The following is a 15,432-nucleotide window of genomic DNA, read 5'->3' as shown; positions in this document are numbered from 1 at the left end:
CTCAACTAGTGCTCCTGCTGGTGAGTGGGGCTGGGGAAGCTGCCGGTCTGGCCACTACCGGCCTGGCGACCCTGCTGGATGCCCCGTCGGAGATTGGTCAGCCGGCCGCGTACGTCATCGGGCGCACGCGATACCTGCGGACCGGGTTGGTGCTGTTGCTGCTGAGCCGTGCCCGCGACGAGGTTCGCACGCGGGACGCGGCGCGGCAGGCCTGAGGTGGTGACCCCGCCTGCCGACGGCTGACGGACGCGCTCTGCCTGCCGGACGAGATCGTCGTTCGGAGAGCTGCGCCACGAGGAGGAAGCCGACGGGCCGCCGGGCCGCGAGGGTGCGGCCGGTGCCTGCGACTGCTGCTGGAAAGCCTGCTGGGGACCCTGGGAGCCGTTGTGCCGGCCGCCCGGGGTCTGACCGCCCGGCACCGGACCGCCCTGAGGCTGCGCCTGGCCGCCCTGCGGCTGACCGGGCTGCGCCTGGCCGCCCTGGGCCTGACCGTGGAACCAGTTGGTCTCCAGCGTGTCGTACAGCGGCGTACGGCCGTCGCCCGGACCCGCCGGCGGCAGGGCCTCGGGCTCCTGCGGACGCGCGGGACGCTGCTGCGGCTGCTGACGCTGCGGGGCGGGCGGACGGGGCGCGCCGAAGTCGGCCGGCCCCCCGGCCCCGTTGACCTGCGGCTGCTGGAACTGGCCGGTGGCCGACGGGTCCTGAGCGCCGTAACCGGGCGCCGGGAACTGTCCCGTGGCCGACGCGGACGCCGGGTTCGTGGAGCCGTAGAGATCGGGGCGGGCGTACGACCCGGTGTTCTGCGCAGCCGCCGCGCCGGGGCGCGGGGCGTCGTAGTCGGGGCGGGCGAACTCCGAGGTGGCGCCGGGTCCCTGGCGGTCGTCGGTCCGGGGGGTCTCCGACGTCGAGCCCGGGCCCTGACGGTCGTCGACGCGCGGCAGCCGCGAGGTCGAGGACAGCGGGTCCGGCTCCTCGTGTCCGCGCGGGGCGTCGAGCGAGGCACGCGGCACCGGCGGCTGGGCGTTCTCGTCGCTCCAGCTCGGCCGCTGCTGGGCGTTGCCGCCGGGCAGCTCGGCACGCGCGCCGCCGCGCCCGGGCAGCTGCGGCCTGCGGCGGCCGCGGGACTCCTTGGGCTGCTGCGGGGGTGCGGCCGCGGGACCGGCCTGCTGCGCACCGGGCACCGCGTCGCCGAAGCCGCCCTGCTGCGTTCCGGTTCCGGCGTCCCCGAAGCCGCCCCGGCGGGTGCCGGTGCCCTCGTTGAAGTTCTGCGGTACGCCGGTCCCGGCGGCCTGGAGGCCCTGCGGGGCGCCCGGCGCGCTCTGGCCGTACCCGCCCGCGCCGGCACCGGCCGGAGCCGGCCTGCCCTGCGACGGGTTGCCCGGGTTGTGCTGCGCCGGCAGGGCGGGACCCTGCGGCCCGCGCGCTCCGGGGCGACCGCCCTGGTTGCTGCCGGGCAGTGCGGCGCGAGACCCCTGGCCGGCGCCCACCTGGCCGCGCTGCGGCGCGGCACCGAGGAGCCCGCCGCCGGCGGCGGGAGCGCCTCCGCCGAGAGCCGGTCCGCCCTGGCCGTTGCCGCGGCGGGCCGCGGCGACGCCTGCGGCGGCCTGCGCGGCCGCCGGACCACCGGTGACCGGAGCGCCCTGGCCCGGCTTGCCGGGAACCTTCTTGCCGCCCTGGGCGACGTCGACGGGCAGCATGACGAGAGCCGTCGTGCCGCCGGAGTCGGACGGGCGCAGCTGGATGCGGATGCCGTGACGCTGCGACAGGCGGCCGACCACGAACAGACCCATGCGGCGGGAGACCGACACGTCCACGGTGGGCGGCGAGGCGAGCCGCTCGTTGATCGCCGCGAGGTCCTCGGGCGAGAGGCCGATGCCGGTGTCGTGGATCTCGATCAGCACGCGGCCGTCCGGCAGGGCGTGACCGGTGACCTTGACCTTGGTCTGCGGGGAGGAGAACGAGGTCGCGTTCTCCAGCAGCTCGGCGAGCAGGTGCACGAGGTCGTTGACGACCCGGCCGGCGACCTCGGTCGTCGGGACCGAGGACAGTTCGATGCGCTCGTACTGCTCCACCTCGGACGCCGCGGCGCGGAGCACGTCGACCAGCGGGACCGGACGGGTCCACCGGCGGCCCGGCTCCTCACCGGCGAGCACGAGGAGGTTCTCGCCGTTACGGCGCATACGGGTGGCGAGGTGGTCGAGCTTGAACAGCGAGGACAGCTGGTCCGGGTCGGCCTCGCGGGACTCCAGCTCGGAGATGAGCGAGAGCTGACGCTGGATGAGGCCCTGCGAGCGGCGCGAGAGGTTGGTGAACATCGCGTTGACGTTGCCCCGGAGGAGCGCCTGCTCGGCGGCCAGCCGGACGGCCTCGCGGTGCACGTCGTCGAAGGCCGCGGCCACCTGGCCGATCTCGTCCCGGGAGTGCACACCGACCGACTCGACCGAGGTGTCGACGTCCTGCGGGTCGGACTCGGACAGCTGCTTGACCAGCTCGGGCAGCCGGTCCTGGGCGACCCGGGTCGCGGTGTCCTGCAGCCGGCGCAGCGAGCGGATCATGGACCGGGCCACGACGAAGGCACCGACCAGGGAGACACCGAGGACGAGCAGGATCAGCGCACCGGAGATGATCGCTTCGCGCTCGGACTCGCTGCGCAGCTCACGAGCCTTCTGCTCCATCTGGTTGAGCAGCGTCAGCTCGATCTTCGACATCAGCTCGATCTTGCTGGAGTCGGCGTCGATCCAGTCCCTGTACGAGCGCTTGTCCTGCGAGCGCATGCCGGCTTCGCTGCTCAGCACGCGGCCCGCGTACCGGTCCGCCGACTTGATCGTGGGGTTGTTCGCGTCGATGGTCTTCGTCAGGTCCTCGGCGCCGTCGCCGTAGATGTTCTCGAAGCTCTCCAGCTCGGACTTCTGGCTGGTCTGGGCCGAGAGGGCGTACAGCCGGTCGTTCGCGGACAGCGAGCCGAAGGTCTTGTCGCTCGCGGGCAGCGCCGCGGCGATGACGGCCCGCTGGACCGACGCGTACTCCTTGGCGGAGGAGAAGGCCGACAGGGCGCGGGTGCGCTGGATCATCTCCGGGTTGCTGGTCGCCTCGGCCATGTCCTGGGAGAGGTCGAGCAGCTGGGAGATGAGGCGGTGGTACGCCTCGACGGTCTGCGTGGAGTTCTTCGCGTCCTTGTAGGCGTTGTTGCGAATGGTGTTGAGGCCGCCCAGTTCGCTCGCGATGCCGACGATGCTGTCGCGGACGCCCGTGAGCTGGCCCTCGCCGCTCGCGTCGTCGATCTCCTGGGTGCCCTGCAGGAACGCCTTGCTCGCGTCGTCCGTCTTGCCGCGGACGCCCTTGACGGTGAAGTCGGCCGCGGTGCCGCCGTGGGCGAGCGGTCCGGCCGACTGGTCGCGCTCGTCCTGGAGCGCGACGGCGAGCTCGGTGGCCTGCTTGGTCATGTCCGTCAGCAGCCGCATGTTGTCGAGCTGCTGGATGTCGTCCATGGACTGGTTGATGCGCAGCGCGCCGAGCGAGGTCGCGGCGACCACGGGGAGGGCGAGCAGCGAGACCAGACGGGTGGAGATGCGCCAGTTGCGCAGTGCTATTCGGGAGCCGGGGCCGGTCGGGGCCGCCACCGTCGCGGCGGCGGGTGTGCCGGCACCCTTCGCGCCGGGGCGCGCGGAACGGTCACCGCTGCCACCGCCGACCTCTGCCGGTCCCGGGTTCTGGGCGTGCTGGGGCGAGGAACCGCGGTCGGTCCCGCCGTGCGGCTCCGGCTCCGCCGAAGCGCTGCCATCCCTCTTGAAACGTCCCTGCACTAGCGTCGCAACCTCTGGACCAGGCGTCCCTCCGCACAGGCGGTGGGACGGTGTCGGCGTCGTTCAAGGGCGCAGTGCGCCCCCTGGTGGTCGTGAGTGACCGGCGCTGGCTCCCCTTTCCCGCCGCCACTCGGCGCTGCGTTGCGCCCCTGCGCGCCGGTTCCATCCCGCGGCGGTCCGTGGAATTCCAGCACAGTGCCGGATCTCCAACAAGGCCCGAGTGTCAGGCTGTGACCACTGTGACACCTTGTGAGGGGCGCGTCACGAGACGTGCAAAGCGATCCCCTTCATAAGGGGCATATGTGTACGAGTCCATGGGGTGGACCCGGTGTCCCAGTCGCCATGATCGGGAGCGGAATGCGGGCTTCAGTGGAGCAATGTCCGTTTCGCCGGGTAGGGATGCCTGTCCACTTCGCGCCTTATGCCCACTACTCAGTGAGCAAACTCACACGGCAATCATGGCGTCTTCACGCCATCGCCGGGGAATCGCATGTTTAGCCTGACGCTTTACAGGGATGGCGAATCCGACAACCCGCGCCCGCGCGACGCCCCCCGGGGCGCGCGGGGCGCCCGCACCCACGAGGTCGAGAACACCAGTGAAGACCACGATGATGTTCCACAACATTGCCAACCCGCGACGCACGACGCTGGCGCACCTCACCGACGCCGAAGAACTGCAGACGCCGGAGCGGCAGGAGCACTCCGTGGAGCTTCCCGCGCAGACCGCCAACCCCCGCCGCACGATCCTGATGGAAGCCCCGGTCGCGGCGGCCGTCGCCGAGTAGGGCGCACCCCGGCCGCCGTCCGCGCCGGCGGCGGCCCGATCGCACCGCGCGACACGCGCGAGATGCCCGCCCCCTGCCGCGTTAGCCTGGAGCGTCAGACTCCAGCCGGCTCAGCAGAGGGGCGCCAGGAACCCGTGCGCATCGCCAGATTCTCCATCGACGGCAACGTCGCTTTCGGCGCGGTCGAGGGCGACAGGCCGGACGAGCTCGTCCTCGACATCATCAAGGGCATCCCGTTCGCGGACTTCGAGCTCTCCGGCACGAAGGTCCCGCTGAGCAAGGTCAGGCTGCTGCCTCCCGTGCTCCCGAACAAGGTCGTCGCCTTCGGCCGCAACTACGCGGACCACGCGCGGGAACTCGGCAACGAGGTGCCCGAGGCCCCGTTCGCCTTCTTCAAGCCGTCGACCTCCGTCACCGGCCCCGGCGACGAGATCGCCTACCCCTCCTTCTCGAACGAGCTGCACCACCAGGCGGAGCTCGCGGTGGTCATCGGCCGCATGTGCCGCGAGGTCCCGCGCGAGCGCGTCAAGGACGTCATCCTCGGCTTCACCTGCGCCAACGACGTCACCGCGCGCGACGTGCAGAAGCGCGAGAAGCAGTGGGCGCGGGCCAAGGGCTTCGACTCCTCCTGCCCGCTCGGCCCCTGGGTGGAGACGGACCTCGAGCTGTCGGCCATCGCCGAGGGCATCACCATCCAGTGCACGGTCAACGGGCAGCAGCGCCAGCTCGGCCGGACCAGCGAGATGATCCACTCCGTCGAGGACCTGATCGTCAACATCACCGAGGCCATGACGCTGCTCCCCGGCGACGTGATCCTCACGGGCACCCCCGCGGGGGTCGGCCCCCTCAACGTCGGCGACGAGGTCGCCGTCACCATCGAAGGCATCGGCACTCTCACCAACAAGGTGATCAAGCGTGGCTAACGCGAACTCCCCCAGTCCCTCGACCCCGGCCGGACAGGGGGTGCCCCCACGCGTACGTTTCTGTCCGTCCCCGACCGGCAACCCCCACGTGGGCCTGGTCCGCACCGCCCTGTTCAACTGGGCGTTCGCCCGGCACCACGAAGGCACGCTCGTCTTCCGCATCGAGGACACCGACGCGGCCCGCGACTCCGAGGAGTCCTACCGGCAGCTGCTCGACTCGATGCGCTGGCTGGGCTTCGACTGGGACGAGGGCCCCGAGGTCGGCGGCCCGCACGCGCCGTACCGCCAGTCGCAGCGCATGGACCTCTACAAGGACGTCGCGCGGAAGCTGCTGGACGCCGGTCACGCGTACCACTGCTACTGCTCCACGGAGGAACTGGACACCCGCCGCGACGCCGCCCGCGCCGCCGGCAGGCCGTCCGGCTACGACGGCCACTGCCGCGAGCTGACCGCCGAGCAGAAGGCCGCCTACGAGACCGAGGGCCGTACGCCCATCGTCCGCTTCCGCATGCCCGACGAGCCGGTCACCTTCACGGACCTGGTCCGCGGCGAGATCACCTACCTCCCGGAGAACGTGCCGGACTACGGCATCGTCCGCGCGAACGGCGCCCCGCTCTACACACTGGTCAACCCCGTCGACGACGCGCTGATGGAGATCACCCACGTCCTGCGCGGCGAGGACCTGCTCTCCTCCACCCCGCGGCAGATCGCCCTCTACAAGGCGCTGCGGGAGCTGGGCATCGCCAAGGAGACCCCGGCCTTCGGCCACCTGCCGTACGTCATGGGCGAGGGCAACAAGAAGCTCTCCAAGCGCGACCCGCAGTCCTCGCTGAACCTCTACCGCGAGCGCGGCTTCCTCCCGGAGGGCCTGCTCAACTACCTCTCCCTGCTGGGCTGGTCGCTCTCCGCGGACCGCGACATCTTCTCCGTCGACGAGATGGTCGCCGCCTTCGACATCGCGGACGTGAACCCCAACCCGGCCCGCTTCGACCTCAAGAAGGCCGAGGCGATCAACGCCGACCACATCCGCCTGCTCGACGTGAAGGACTTCACCGAGCGCTGCGCGCCCTGGCTGAAGGCCCCCTTCGCCCCCTGGGCGCCGGAGGACTTCGACGAGGCGAAGTGGCTGGCCGTCGCGCCGCACGCGCAGACCCGCCTCAAGGTCCTCTCCGAGATCACGGACAACGTCGACTTCCTGTTCCTGGCGGAGCCGGTCTTCGACGAGGCGCACTGGACCAAGGCCATGAAGGAGGGGTCGGACGCGCTTCTGCGCACGGCGCGCGCCAGGCTGGAGGCGGCCGACTGGTCGAGCCCCGAGTCCCTCAAGGAGGCCGTCCTGGCCGCCGGTGAGGAGCACGGCCTCAAGCTCGGCAAGGCCCAGGCCCCCGTCCGGGTCGCCGTCACCGGCCGCACGATCGGCCTGCCGCTCTTCGAGTCCCTGGAGATCCTGGGCAAGGAGAAGACCCTGGCCCGCGTCGACGCCGCCCTGGCCCGGCTAGCGGCGTAACCGCACGGCACACCGAGGGGGCGGCGTCCGCACCGGACGCCGCCCCCTCGGCGCACCCCGTTCCCGTCCGACCACCGGACAGGCGCCCCCGCCCGGAGCTACCGTCGGACCATGGGCATCAAGGCCGTGATCTGGGACATCGACGACACGATCTTCGACTACACCAGCGCCGACCGGTCCGGCATGCGCGGGCACCTGGCCGCCGAGGGCCTGCTCGACGCGTACGGGACCGTCGAGCAGGCCCTCGCCCACTGGCGGGAGCACACCGACCGGCAGTGGGCGCGGTTCGCGGCGGGGGAGGCCACCTTCGAGGAGCAGCGCCGGGACCGGGTACGGGCCTTCCTCGCGCGGGAACTGACCGACGCGGAGGCCGACGCCTGGTTCCAGCGCTACCTCGGGCACTACGAGGCCGTCTGGGCCCTCTTCCCGGACGTGCTGCCCGTCCTGGACGCGCTCGCCACCAGTCACCGCCACGCGGTCCTGTCCAACTCCAGCCTCCACGTGCAGGATCGCAAGCTGCGCGTCCTCGGGGTGCGGGACCGCTTCGAGGCCGTGCTGTGCGCCGCCGAGCTGGGCGTCTCCAAGCCCGCTCCGGAGGCCTTCCACGCGGCCTGCGACGCCCTCGGGCTGCCCCCGCACCAGGTCGCGTACGTCGGCGACCACCCGGAGATCGACGGCCGGGGCGCCCTCGACGCGGGACTGCTCTCCGTGTGGATCGACCGTGACGGTGCCCACACCGTCACGGCCGTGCCGGCCGCGGGCCCGCGCCGGATCGCCTCGCTGGCCGAACTCCCCGCGCTCCTCGGCGCCGATACCCGTTTTGGAGCGCCGTCCACCTTCGGGTAATGTTCTTCCTGCGCCGCCGGAGAGCGGGCCGAAAGGCCGGAACCCCGAGGCGCACGCTAAAACAGAATCCCCACGGGGATGGTGTTTCAGTGGCCTATGGTGTAATTGGCAGCACGACGGTTTCTGGTTCCGTTAGTCTAGGTTCGAGTCCTGGTAGGCCAGCTCGCAGAGCTTATCTGCATCGCAGAGTCCAGTCTCTGCAAGGCCCCCGTTGTGTAGCGGCCTAGCACGCCGCCCTCTCAAGGCGGTAGCGCCGGTTCGAATCCGGTCGGGGGTACAGATCCTTCCCAGGGGGACAGTCCGGGTCGCACCCGCTGACTCTCATGCAGGATCGCTAGGGCCCCCGTTGTGTAGCGGCCTAGCACGCCGCCCTCTCAAGGCGGTAGCGCCGGTTCGAATCCGGTCGGGGGTACGCGGTGGTCTAGACCACCATTGGGCTATGGTGTAATTGGCAACACGACGGTTTCTGGTTCCGTTGTTCTAGGTTCGAGTCCTGGTAGCCCAGCTGGATCCCTGTGATCCTCGCCCCCGTTGTGTAGCGGCCTAGCACGCCGCCCTCTCAAGGCGGTAGCGCCGGTTCGAATCCGGTCGGGGGTACGCGGTTCGAAGGGCCTCCACTCCGGTGGGGGCCCTTCGGCGTACCCCGCCCTCTCGCCACCCGTACGGCCACAGGCGCCGTCGTCCCCGTGTGAGCCGTACCACCTCACTCGATGCCGTACCGCCGCGCCGACTCCTCCTCCTGTGCCAGCCGGTGCAGCGCCTTCAGGACCGGCTCGAAGAGGATCGCCGCCGCGACCGCCGTCTCCACCTTCTCCGCCTCGGACGGATGCGTCTCCACGAAGTCCAGGTCGCGCACGGCCGCCCGGTGCATCAACTCCGCGTAGGGCGCCATGAGTTCGGCGTTCCAGGGATAGCCGAGCCGGATGAGCGTGGCCACCGCCGTCACCAGCGAGCGGTGCACGGGGGAGAGCGTGCTCAACTCCCGCGCCGTGTCCCAGCCCAGCATCTCCAGCAGCCGGTCCACCTCGCGGCGCGCGGTCACCACGGCGGGGTCCGCCTCGTCGGGCTCGGGCTCCTGCGGCAGCGCCCACAGGGCCGCGCCCAGCCGGATCGTGCGGCCGAGGGAGTCGTCGTCGACATGACCGAGGATCTCCCTGGCCGTGGCCACCGGCACCCGGCCGACCTGGATCAGGGCACGCACCAGCCGCAGCCGGCGCAGGTGGCTCTCGTCGTACTCGGCGGTCGTCGCGCCGACCCGGCGGCCCGGCGCCAACAGCCCTTCGCGCAGGTAGTACTTGATCGTCGCGAGGGACACACCGCTTCGCTCGCTCAGTTCCGTCAGCCGCATGTCTTGCGCCCCTCCCTGGATAACGGCACTATCCAAGCATCAGGCACTTGGATAGTGCCGTTATCCAACCCGGGGGGCCGACATGTTCGCCAAGCCGATCGAGGGCCGCATCACCGCAGCCGCCGAGGGGGACGTGGTCGTCCTGCTGATCGGCATGCGCGTCAACCACTTCTGGGCGGTGCACCACTGGCTGCCGGTCCTCCTCGCGATGCCCCGCATGCTGCGCGAACTGGCCGCCGACAGGAGCCGGGGACTGCTCGGCCACGTCCTGCTGACCGCCTCCCCGCGGACGTACTACGTGGTCCAGTACTGGGAGTCCAAGGAGAAGCTCTACGCGTACGCGGCGGCGCCCGACATGTTGCATCACCGGGCGTGGACGATCGTCAACCGCAAGGAGCGGGCGGGCAAGGTGCGTCAGCACGTCGGGCTGTGGCACGAGGCCTACGTCGTACCGGAGGGGTCGTACGAGTCGATCTACGTCGACATGCCGCCCTTCGGCCTCGCGGCGGCGCACGGTGTCCTGCCGCTGGAGAAGCGGGGGCGGCGCGCGGCCGACCGGTTCGCGCACCGGTCGGCCCGGCCGGGGGAGCCCGCGACGCCGGACGGGTCCGTGGCGGCGGAGGGTGCTGTGGCGGGGGAAACCGGTGCCGGGGAGCCCGGGCTGCGCTGAGCCCGGGGGCGGGAAGGCGTGGCAGGGGAGCGGCGGGCGCGCGTGGCGCGGGCCGACGAGGCGCGAGAGCGGAAGGCCCGGCTGGGCGCGGGGGACCCTGGGAGTTCGTGACCCGGGCGCAGGGGCGTCTGGGAAGGGGGAGGGCCTGCCGCGGCGTTGAGGCCGGCCCCGCCCCCGATCCGGGTCAGCCCGTGCGGCGCAGGGCCTCGGAGAGGCGTCCGGCGGCGTCGATGACCGCCTGGGCGTGCATGCGCCCCGGGTGACGGGTCAGCCGCTCGATCGGTCCGGAGACCGAGACGGCGGCGACCACGCGGTTCGACGGGCCGCGGACCGGCGCGGAGACGGACGCCACGCCCGGCTCGCGCTCACCGATCGACTGGGCCCAGCCCCGGCGCCGTACGCCCGAGAGGGCCGTCGCCGTGAAGCGGGCGCCCTGCAGACCGCGGTGCAGACGCTCGGGCTCCTCCCAGGCCATCAGGATCTGGGCCGAGGAGCCCGCCTTCATGGTGAGCGTCGAGCCCACCGGGACGGTGTCCCGCAGGCCCGAGAGCCGCTCGGCCGCGGCGACACAGATACGCATGTCGCCCTGCCGGCGGTAGAGCTGCGCGCTCTCACCCGTGATGTCGCGCAGATGCGTGAGCACCGGGCCCGCCGTCGCGAGCAGGCGGTCCTCGCCCGCGGCCGCGGCCAGCTCGGCGAGCCGCGGGCCGAGAATGAAACGGCCCTGCATGTCGCGCGCCACCATGCGGTGGTGTTCGAGTGCCACGGCGAGCCGATGTGCCGTGGGTCGTGCCAGCCCGGTCGCCGCGACCAGCCCTGCGAGGGTGGCCGGTCCGGACTCCAGGGCGCTCAGGACAAGGGCTGCCTTGTCCAGAACTCCTACGCCGCTACTGTTGTCCATGAAACGATACTCGCGTCTCACTCTGTGAAACGCAAGTTCAATTTTCCGTGGAAGGCGCCACCCTGGTAAGCACAGCGGCCCGCGGACCAACGGGCCCGGTGGCAGACGTCAGGTACGAGGGGTACGAGCGTCGCCGCCCCGGAGATCTCTAGTTGGGCCGGCGCCACACAGGCCGGCCGGAGGGAAAGCGATGGGTAGGACACTCGCGGAGAAGGTCTGGGACGACCACGTCGTCCGGCGCGCCGAGGGCGAGCCCGACCTCCTCTTCATCGATCTGCACCTGCTGCACGAGGTGACCAGCCCGCAGGCCTTCGACGGCCTGCGGCAGGCCGGCCGTCCCGTGCGCCGCCTCGACCTCACCATCGCCACCGAGGATCACAACACCCCGACCCTCGACATCGACAAGCCCATCGCGGACCCGGTCTCCCGGGCCCAGCTGGAGACGCTGCGCAAGAACTGCGCCGAGTTCGGTGTCCGGCTGCACTCCCTGGGCGACGTGGAACAGGGCGTCGTCCACGTGGTGGGACCGCAGCTGGGCCTGACCCAGCCGGGCACCACCGTGGTCTGCGGCGACTCCCACACCTCCACGCACGGCGCCTTCGGCGCGCTGGCGTTCGGCATCGGCACCTCGCAGGTCGAGCACGTGCTGGCCACCCAGACGCTGCCGCTGGCCCGCCCGAAGACCATGGCCATCACGGTCGAGGGCGAACTGCCCGAGGACGTCACCGCCAAGGACCTGATCCTGGCGATCATCGCCAGGATCGGCACCGGCGGCGGCCAGGGCTACATCCTGGAATACCGCGGACCGGCCATCGAGAAGCTCTCGATGGAAGCCCGGATGACCATCTGCAACATGTCGATCGAGGCCGGCGCCCGCGCGGGCATGATCGCCCCCGACGAGACCACCTTCGAGTACATCAAGGGCCGCGACCACGCCCCCGAGGGCGAGGACTGGGACGCCGCCGTCGCGTACTGGAAGACCCTGAAGTCGGACGCGGACGCGCAATTCGACGCCGAGGTCGTCATCGACGCCACCTCGCTGGCGCCGTTCGTCACCTGGGGCACCAACCCGGGCCAGGGCGCACCCCTTTCGGCGGACGTCCCCGACCCGGCTTCGTACGAGGACGCTTCGGAGCGCCTGGCCGCCGAAAAGGCCCTGGAGTACATGGGGTTGACCGCTGGCCGGCCGCTGCGCGAGATCAAGGTGGACACCGTCTTCGTGGGCTCGTGCACCAACGGCCGCATCGAGGACCTGCGCGCGGCCGCCTCGATCGTCGAGGGCCGCAAAGTCGCCGACGGCGTACGGATGCTGGTCGTCCCGGGCTCCGCGCGGGTCGGTCTGCAGGCCGTCTCCGAGGGTCTGGACGTGGTCTTCAAGCAGGCCGGCGCCGAATGGCGGCACGCGGGCTGCTCGATGTGTCTGGGCATGAACCCCGACCAGCTGGCCCCCGGCGAGCGCTCCGCGTCCACCTCCAACCGCAACTTCGAGGGCAGGCAGGGCAAGGGCGGCCGGACGCATCTGGTCTCGCCGCAGGTCGCCGCCGCCACCGCCGTGCTGGGCCATCTGGCCTCCCCGGCCGACCTGTCCGACGCGCCTGCCGCCCGTACGCCCGCTGGAGTCTGAGAAGCCATGGAAGCATTCACCACGCACACCGGCCGGGCCGTCCCGCTGCGCCGCAGCAACGTCGACACCGACCAGATCATCCCGGCCCACTGGCTCAAGAAGGTGACCAGGGACGGCTTCGAGGACGGGCTGTTCGAGGCCTGGCGCAAAGACCCGTCGTTCATCCTCAACCAGCCCGAGCGCGACGGCGCCACGGTCCTGGTCGCCGGCCCCGACTTCGGCACGGGCTCCTCGCGCGAGCACGCCGTCTGGGCGCTGCAGAACTACGGCTTCAAGGCCGTGATCTCGTCCCGCTTCGCCGACATCTTCCGCGGCAACTCGCTGAAGAACGGCCTGCTCACCGTGGTTCTGGAGCAGCGCATCGTGGACGCGCTCCAGGAACTCACCGAGAACGACCCGCAGACCGAGATCACGGTGGACCTGGAGGCCCGCGAGGTGCGCGCCGAAGGCATCACCGCCGCCTTCGAGCTAGACGAGAACGCCCGCTGGCGGCTGCTGAACGGCCTGGACGACATCTCCATCACCCTGCAGAACGAGGGCGACATCTCCGCGTACGAGGCGAAGCGCCCTTCGTACAAGCCGAAGACGCTCCGGGTCTGACACATGGACCGGACGAGCGGCTGAAACAAGGCTGGTTTCAGCCACCCGCAACACCCCTCTGTACCCCCAATCGTGGACGGTTGGGGGTACAGCCGTGTCTGCCTCCCGGGCCCTTCGGCCGCACCCGGCCGACCTGCCAACTCCCCACGTTAAGGCGGTGGTTGGCGGGGTACGTGAACCGGAAAGCCGTGCTGCGCCGGGGTGTTCGGAAGGCCGCCACGGGCCGCAGTTGCCCCCTGCGCAGGCGACAACTCGCCCCAGATGGCACAATCTGTGCATGGAACGCGACGGCCAACTCGAGCTCTATACGGCGGTCGCGGCCCAACTCAAGGAAGCGCACACACAAGTGCGCACACTGCAAGTCCCGGAGGGCGTACGGATGGCGCTGACCCGGAAGCTGCTGGTCATTACGGCCGTGGCCAAGCACGATCTCGCCGATGCGGCAAGGCGTCTGGAGCGGTTCATGGCTGACCTCGACGAGGGTCGAATCCCGGAAGAGGAACGCTGAGAACTCCGCGACAGCCCGAGTTCGTTGCGGCACAAGGGTGATTAGCCCGTTTCGTGTTTGATTTGCGGTATATATCTGCCTAACGTGCGAAAACGCTTGAACACTTTCGTTCTGGCAATGTCTCCGAAGGGGAAGACGTGAACAAGGCGCAGCTCGTAGAAGCGATTGCGGACAAGGTCGGCGGGCGTCAGCAGGCCGCCGACGCGGTCGACGCCGTACTGGACGCGGTCGTCCGTGCGGTCGTCGCCGGGGAAAGGGTCTCGGTCACCGGCTTCGGTTCCTTCGAGAAGGTCGACCGCCCGGCCCGCTACGCCCGCAACCCGCAGACGGGGGAGCGCGTTCGGGTCAAGAAGACCTCGGTGCCGCGCTTCCGCGCCGGTCAGGGCTTCAAGGACCTGGTGAGCGGCTCGAAGAAGCTGCCGCGCGGTGGCGAGGTCTCCGTGAAGAAGGCGCCGAAGGGCAGCCTTTCCGGTGGTGCTTCCGCGACGGTCAAGAAGGCCGCGGCCAAGAAGACCACCGCCAAGAAGGCGACGGGCGCCGCGAAGAAGACGACCGCCAAGAAGACGACGGCGACGCCGGCGAAGAAGACCACCGCCACGGCGAAGAAGACCACGGCGAAGAAGACCACCGCCAAGAAGGCCGCCACGGGCACCAAGAAGACCGCGGCCAGCAAGACCACCGCCAAGAAGGCGACGGGCGCCGCGAAGAAGGCCCCGGCCAAGAAGGCGACGGCCACCAAGGCCCCCGCCAAGAAGTCGACGGCTCGCAAGACCACCGCCAAGAAGGCCACCGCCCGCAGGTAGCAGGGGCGCAGGGCCACTCACGCGCCGGGCCGGGCTCCCCTCGGGAGCCCGGCCCGCGGCGTGTCCGGGGGCGGCAGGAGCGCGGTCAGAACGTGTGCAGGGTGACGAGTGTGATCCGGCGGGACGCGCCCTCGCCCTCGACCTCGATGCGCACCCGCTGGCCCGGGCGCAGCAGCCGCAGGGCGCCCGCGTCGAACGCCGGTGCGTCGAAGGGCACCGGGGTGCCGTCGTCCAGCAGCACCTGGCCGCTGCGGGTCTCGGGGTCGTACGTGTACGTGGTCGCCTGCATGGGGGAAGCCTAGGGCCTGGGCAGCCTGCGCACGTCCCGAGGTCCGGGACGTGCGGCCGGGGATCCGCGGACTGGTCCCGAGGGGGGCGGGTCAGGGCGCCGGCGGGCCCGGAGGCCCGGCGGGCCGGCCCGGGATCAGCAGCCGGGCGGCCGCCGCTGCCGTGCGGGCGCCCACCCCCAGCGCAAGCGCCGCCCGCAGGTCGTCGCCGGTGTCCACGTCCTGGCGTACCGACTCCACCGCGTCGGGCGCCAGCTCCACGGCACCCGACGCCCGGTGACGCGCGCGGGAGGCGGTGCCGAAGGACGGCAGCAATTCCCGGCCCGGGGTGGCGGCCAGCAGCGTGGTGCCGATTGCCGCGGCATCGGCGAGAAAAGCGCGGGGGAATTCCGCGGCGGCATCGAGTACCCGTTCCAATTCGGCGGGACGCAGTGCGGGAAGATCGGCGTTCAGCGCGGCCACCGCGCTTTCGGGACTCCGGGAACGGACGATCGCTGCCGCGTGCGCGAGAGCCGCGTTCAGCCCGCCCGCGGGTTCGTCGGGGACAATCCGGGCTCCCAGGGACGCCAGCTCGCGTCCGGCCACGGAATCACCCGTGACGACCGCCACATCCCGGACCGCGGCACAGGCCAGCGCCGCCGCGACGGTGTCCTGGGCGAAAGCGAGGGCGAGACCCGGGCGCAGCACGTCCCCGGCGGTGTCCGAGAGCCTGCTCTTGGCTCGCGCCAGGGATTTGAGCGGTATCACCAAGGTCCACTGCACGAGCGTTCCGTCCCCTCTTGTCGCGCCCATTGTGACCCGCGCCCCGGAGCGGGCCCGCGGCCGGG

The 15,432-nt window shown here is 71.3% G+C and carries 14 protein-coding genes and 5 tRNA genes; 14 read left to right on the top strand and 5 right to left on the bottom strand.

Going from position 1 to position 15,432, the window contains the following annotated elements; translation table 11 throughout:
- Positions 1–5: 5 nt before the first annotated feature.
- On the bottom strand, positions 6–3,803 hold the full coding sequence (locus AC069T_RS09595; protein ID WP_478782192.1) for a sensor histidine kinase: 3,798 nt from the start codon (positions 3,801–3,803) through the stop codon (positions 6–8).
- A 596-nt stretch (positions 3,804–4,399) separates the two neighbouring features.
- Here AC069T_RS09595 and AC069T_RS09590 point away from each other — a divergent pair.
- The 9 genes from AC069T_RS09590 to AC069T_RS09550 all read left to right on the top strand — a co-directional run bounded on the left by AC069T_RS09590 (position 4,400) and on the right by AC069T_RS09550 (position 8,461).
- Entirely contained in the window at positions 4,400–4,588 is a 189-nt protein-coding gene (locus tag AC069T_RS09590) for a hypothetical protein (RefSeq protein ID WP_478782191.1), read from the top strand.
- A 134-nt stretch (positions 4,589–4,722) separates the two neighbouring features.
- On the top strand, positions 4,723–5,511 hold the full coding sequence (locus tag AC069T_RS09585; protein WP_478782190.1) for a fumarylacetoacetate hydrolase family protein: 789 nt from the start codon (positions 4,723–4,725) through the stop codon (positions 5,509–5,511).
- Entirely contained in the window at positions 5,504–7,018 is a 1,515-nt protein-coding gene (gene gltX / locus AC069T_RS09580; protein ID WP_478782189.1) for a glutamate--tRNA ligase, read from the top strand. The genes AC069T_RS09585 and gltX overlap by 8 nt, the downstream gene beginning before the upstream one ends.
- A 111-nt stretch (positions 7,019–7,129) precedes the next feature.
- Positions 7,130–7,864: an HAD family hydrolase gene (locus AC069T_RS09575; protein ID WP_478782188.1), complete on the top strand. Its 735-nt coding sequence runs from the start codon at positions 7,130–7,132 to the stop codon at positions 7,862–7,864.
- Positions 7,865–7,954: 90 nt separating this feature from the next.
- Positions 7,955–8,026: transfer RNA gene (locus AC069T_RS09570), tRNA-Gln, on the top strand.
- 42 nt (positions 8,027–8,068) lie between these two features.
- Positions 8,069–8,141: transfer RNA gene (locus AC069T_RS09565), tRNA-Glu, on the top strand.
- Positions 8,142–8,203: 62 nt separating this feature from the next.
- Positions 8,204–8,276, top strand: a tRNA-Glu gene (locus tag AC069T_RS09560).
- Between the two features lie 21 nt (positions 8,277–8,297).
- Positions 8,298–8,369, top strand: a tRNA-Gln gene (locus tag AC069T_RS09555).
- 19 nt (positions 8,370–8,388) lie between these two features.
- Positions 8,389–8,461: transfer RNA gene (locus tag AC069T_RS09550), tRNA-Glu, on the top strand.
- Between the two features lie 106 nt (positions 8,462–8,567).
- On the opposite strand, the gene AC069T_RS09545 is transcribed toward AC069T_RS09550, so the two are convergent.
- Complete coding sequence (locus AC069T_RS09545; protein ID WP_478782187.1) at positions 8,568–9,212, bottom strand: MerR family transcriptional regulator; 645 nt, start codon at positions 9,210–9,212, stop codon at positions 8,568–8,570.
- 82 nt (positions 9,213–9,294) lie between these two features.
- On the opposite strand from AC069T_RS09545, the gene AC069T_RS09540 reads away from it, so the two are divergent.
- The gene (locus AC069T_RS09540; protein ID WP_478782186.1) at positions 9,295–9,882 is read left to right on the top strand and encodes a DUF4188 domain-containing protein; all 588 of its coding nucleotides are present in this window, start codon (positions 9,295–9,297) and stop codon (positions 9,880–9,882) included.
- Positions 9,883–10,066: 184 nt separating this feature from the next.
- Here the strand turns inward: AC069T_RS09540 and ndgR are convergent, their stop codons facing one another.
- The gene (gene ndgR / locus AC069T_RS09535) at positions 10,067–10,783 is read right to left on the bottom strand and encodes an IclR family transcriptional regulator NdgR (RefSeq protein WP_028806673.1); all 717 of its coding nucleotides are present in this window, start codon (positions 10,781–10,783) and stop codon (positions 10,067–10,069) included.
- Between the two features lie 190 nt (positions 10,784–10,973).
- On the opposite strand from ndgR, the gene leuC reads away from it, so the two are divergent.
- From leuC to AC069T_RS09515, 4 genes are all read left to right on the top strand, one after another.
- A complete protein-coding gene (gene leuC / locus AC069T_RS09530) occupies positions 10,974–12,407 on the top strand; it encodes a 3-isopropylmalate dehydratase large subunit (protein ID WP_478782185.1) in 1,434 nt (477 codons plus the stop codon).
- A gap of 6 nt (positions 12,408–12,413) precedes the next feature.
- Entirely contained in the window at positions 12,414–13,007 is a 594-nt protein-coding gene (gene leuD, locus AC069T_RS09525; protein WP_358855826.1) for a 3-isopropylmalate dehydratase small subunit, read from the top strand.
- 277 nt (positions 13,008–13,284) lie between these two features.
- Positions 13,285–13,515, top strand: a complete 231-nt coding sequence (locus AC069T_RS09520) for an SCO5555 family protein (protein WP_478782184.1) — start codon at positions 13,285–13,287, stop codon at positions 13,513–13,515.
- A gap of 137 nt (positions 13,516–13,652) precedes the next feature.
- Positions 13,653–14,318 (top strand): HU family DNA-binding protein, encoded by a 666-nt coding sequence (locus AC069T_RS09515; protein ID WP_478782183.1) that lies wholly within the window; start codon positions 13,653–13,655, stop codon positions 14,316–14,318.
- Positions 14,319–14,403: 85 nt separating this feature from the next.
- Here AC069T_RS09515 and AC069T_RS09510 read toward each other — a convergent pair whose 3' ends face one another.
- Positions 14,404–14,607, bottom strand: a complete 204-nt coding sequence (locus AC069T_RS09510) for a hypothetical protein (protein ID WP_478782182.1) — start codon at positions 14,605–14,607, stop codon at positions 14,404–14,406.
- A gap of 91 nt (positions 14,608–14,698) precedes the next feature.
- Positions 14,699–15,367 (bottom strand): 2-phospho-L-lactate guanylyltransferase, encoded by a 669-nt coding sequence (gene cofC / locus AC069T_RS09505; protein ID WP_478782181.1) that lies wholly within the window; start codon positions 15,365–15,367, stop codon positions 14,699–14,701.
- Positions 15,368–15,432 lie beyond the last annotated feature (65 nt).

The sequence above is a fragment of the Streptomyces sp. NPDC043867 genome (assembly GCF_056435845.1).
This window is presented reverse-complemented; position numbering and strand designations above follow the sequence as displayed.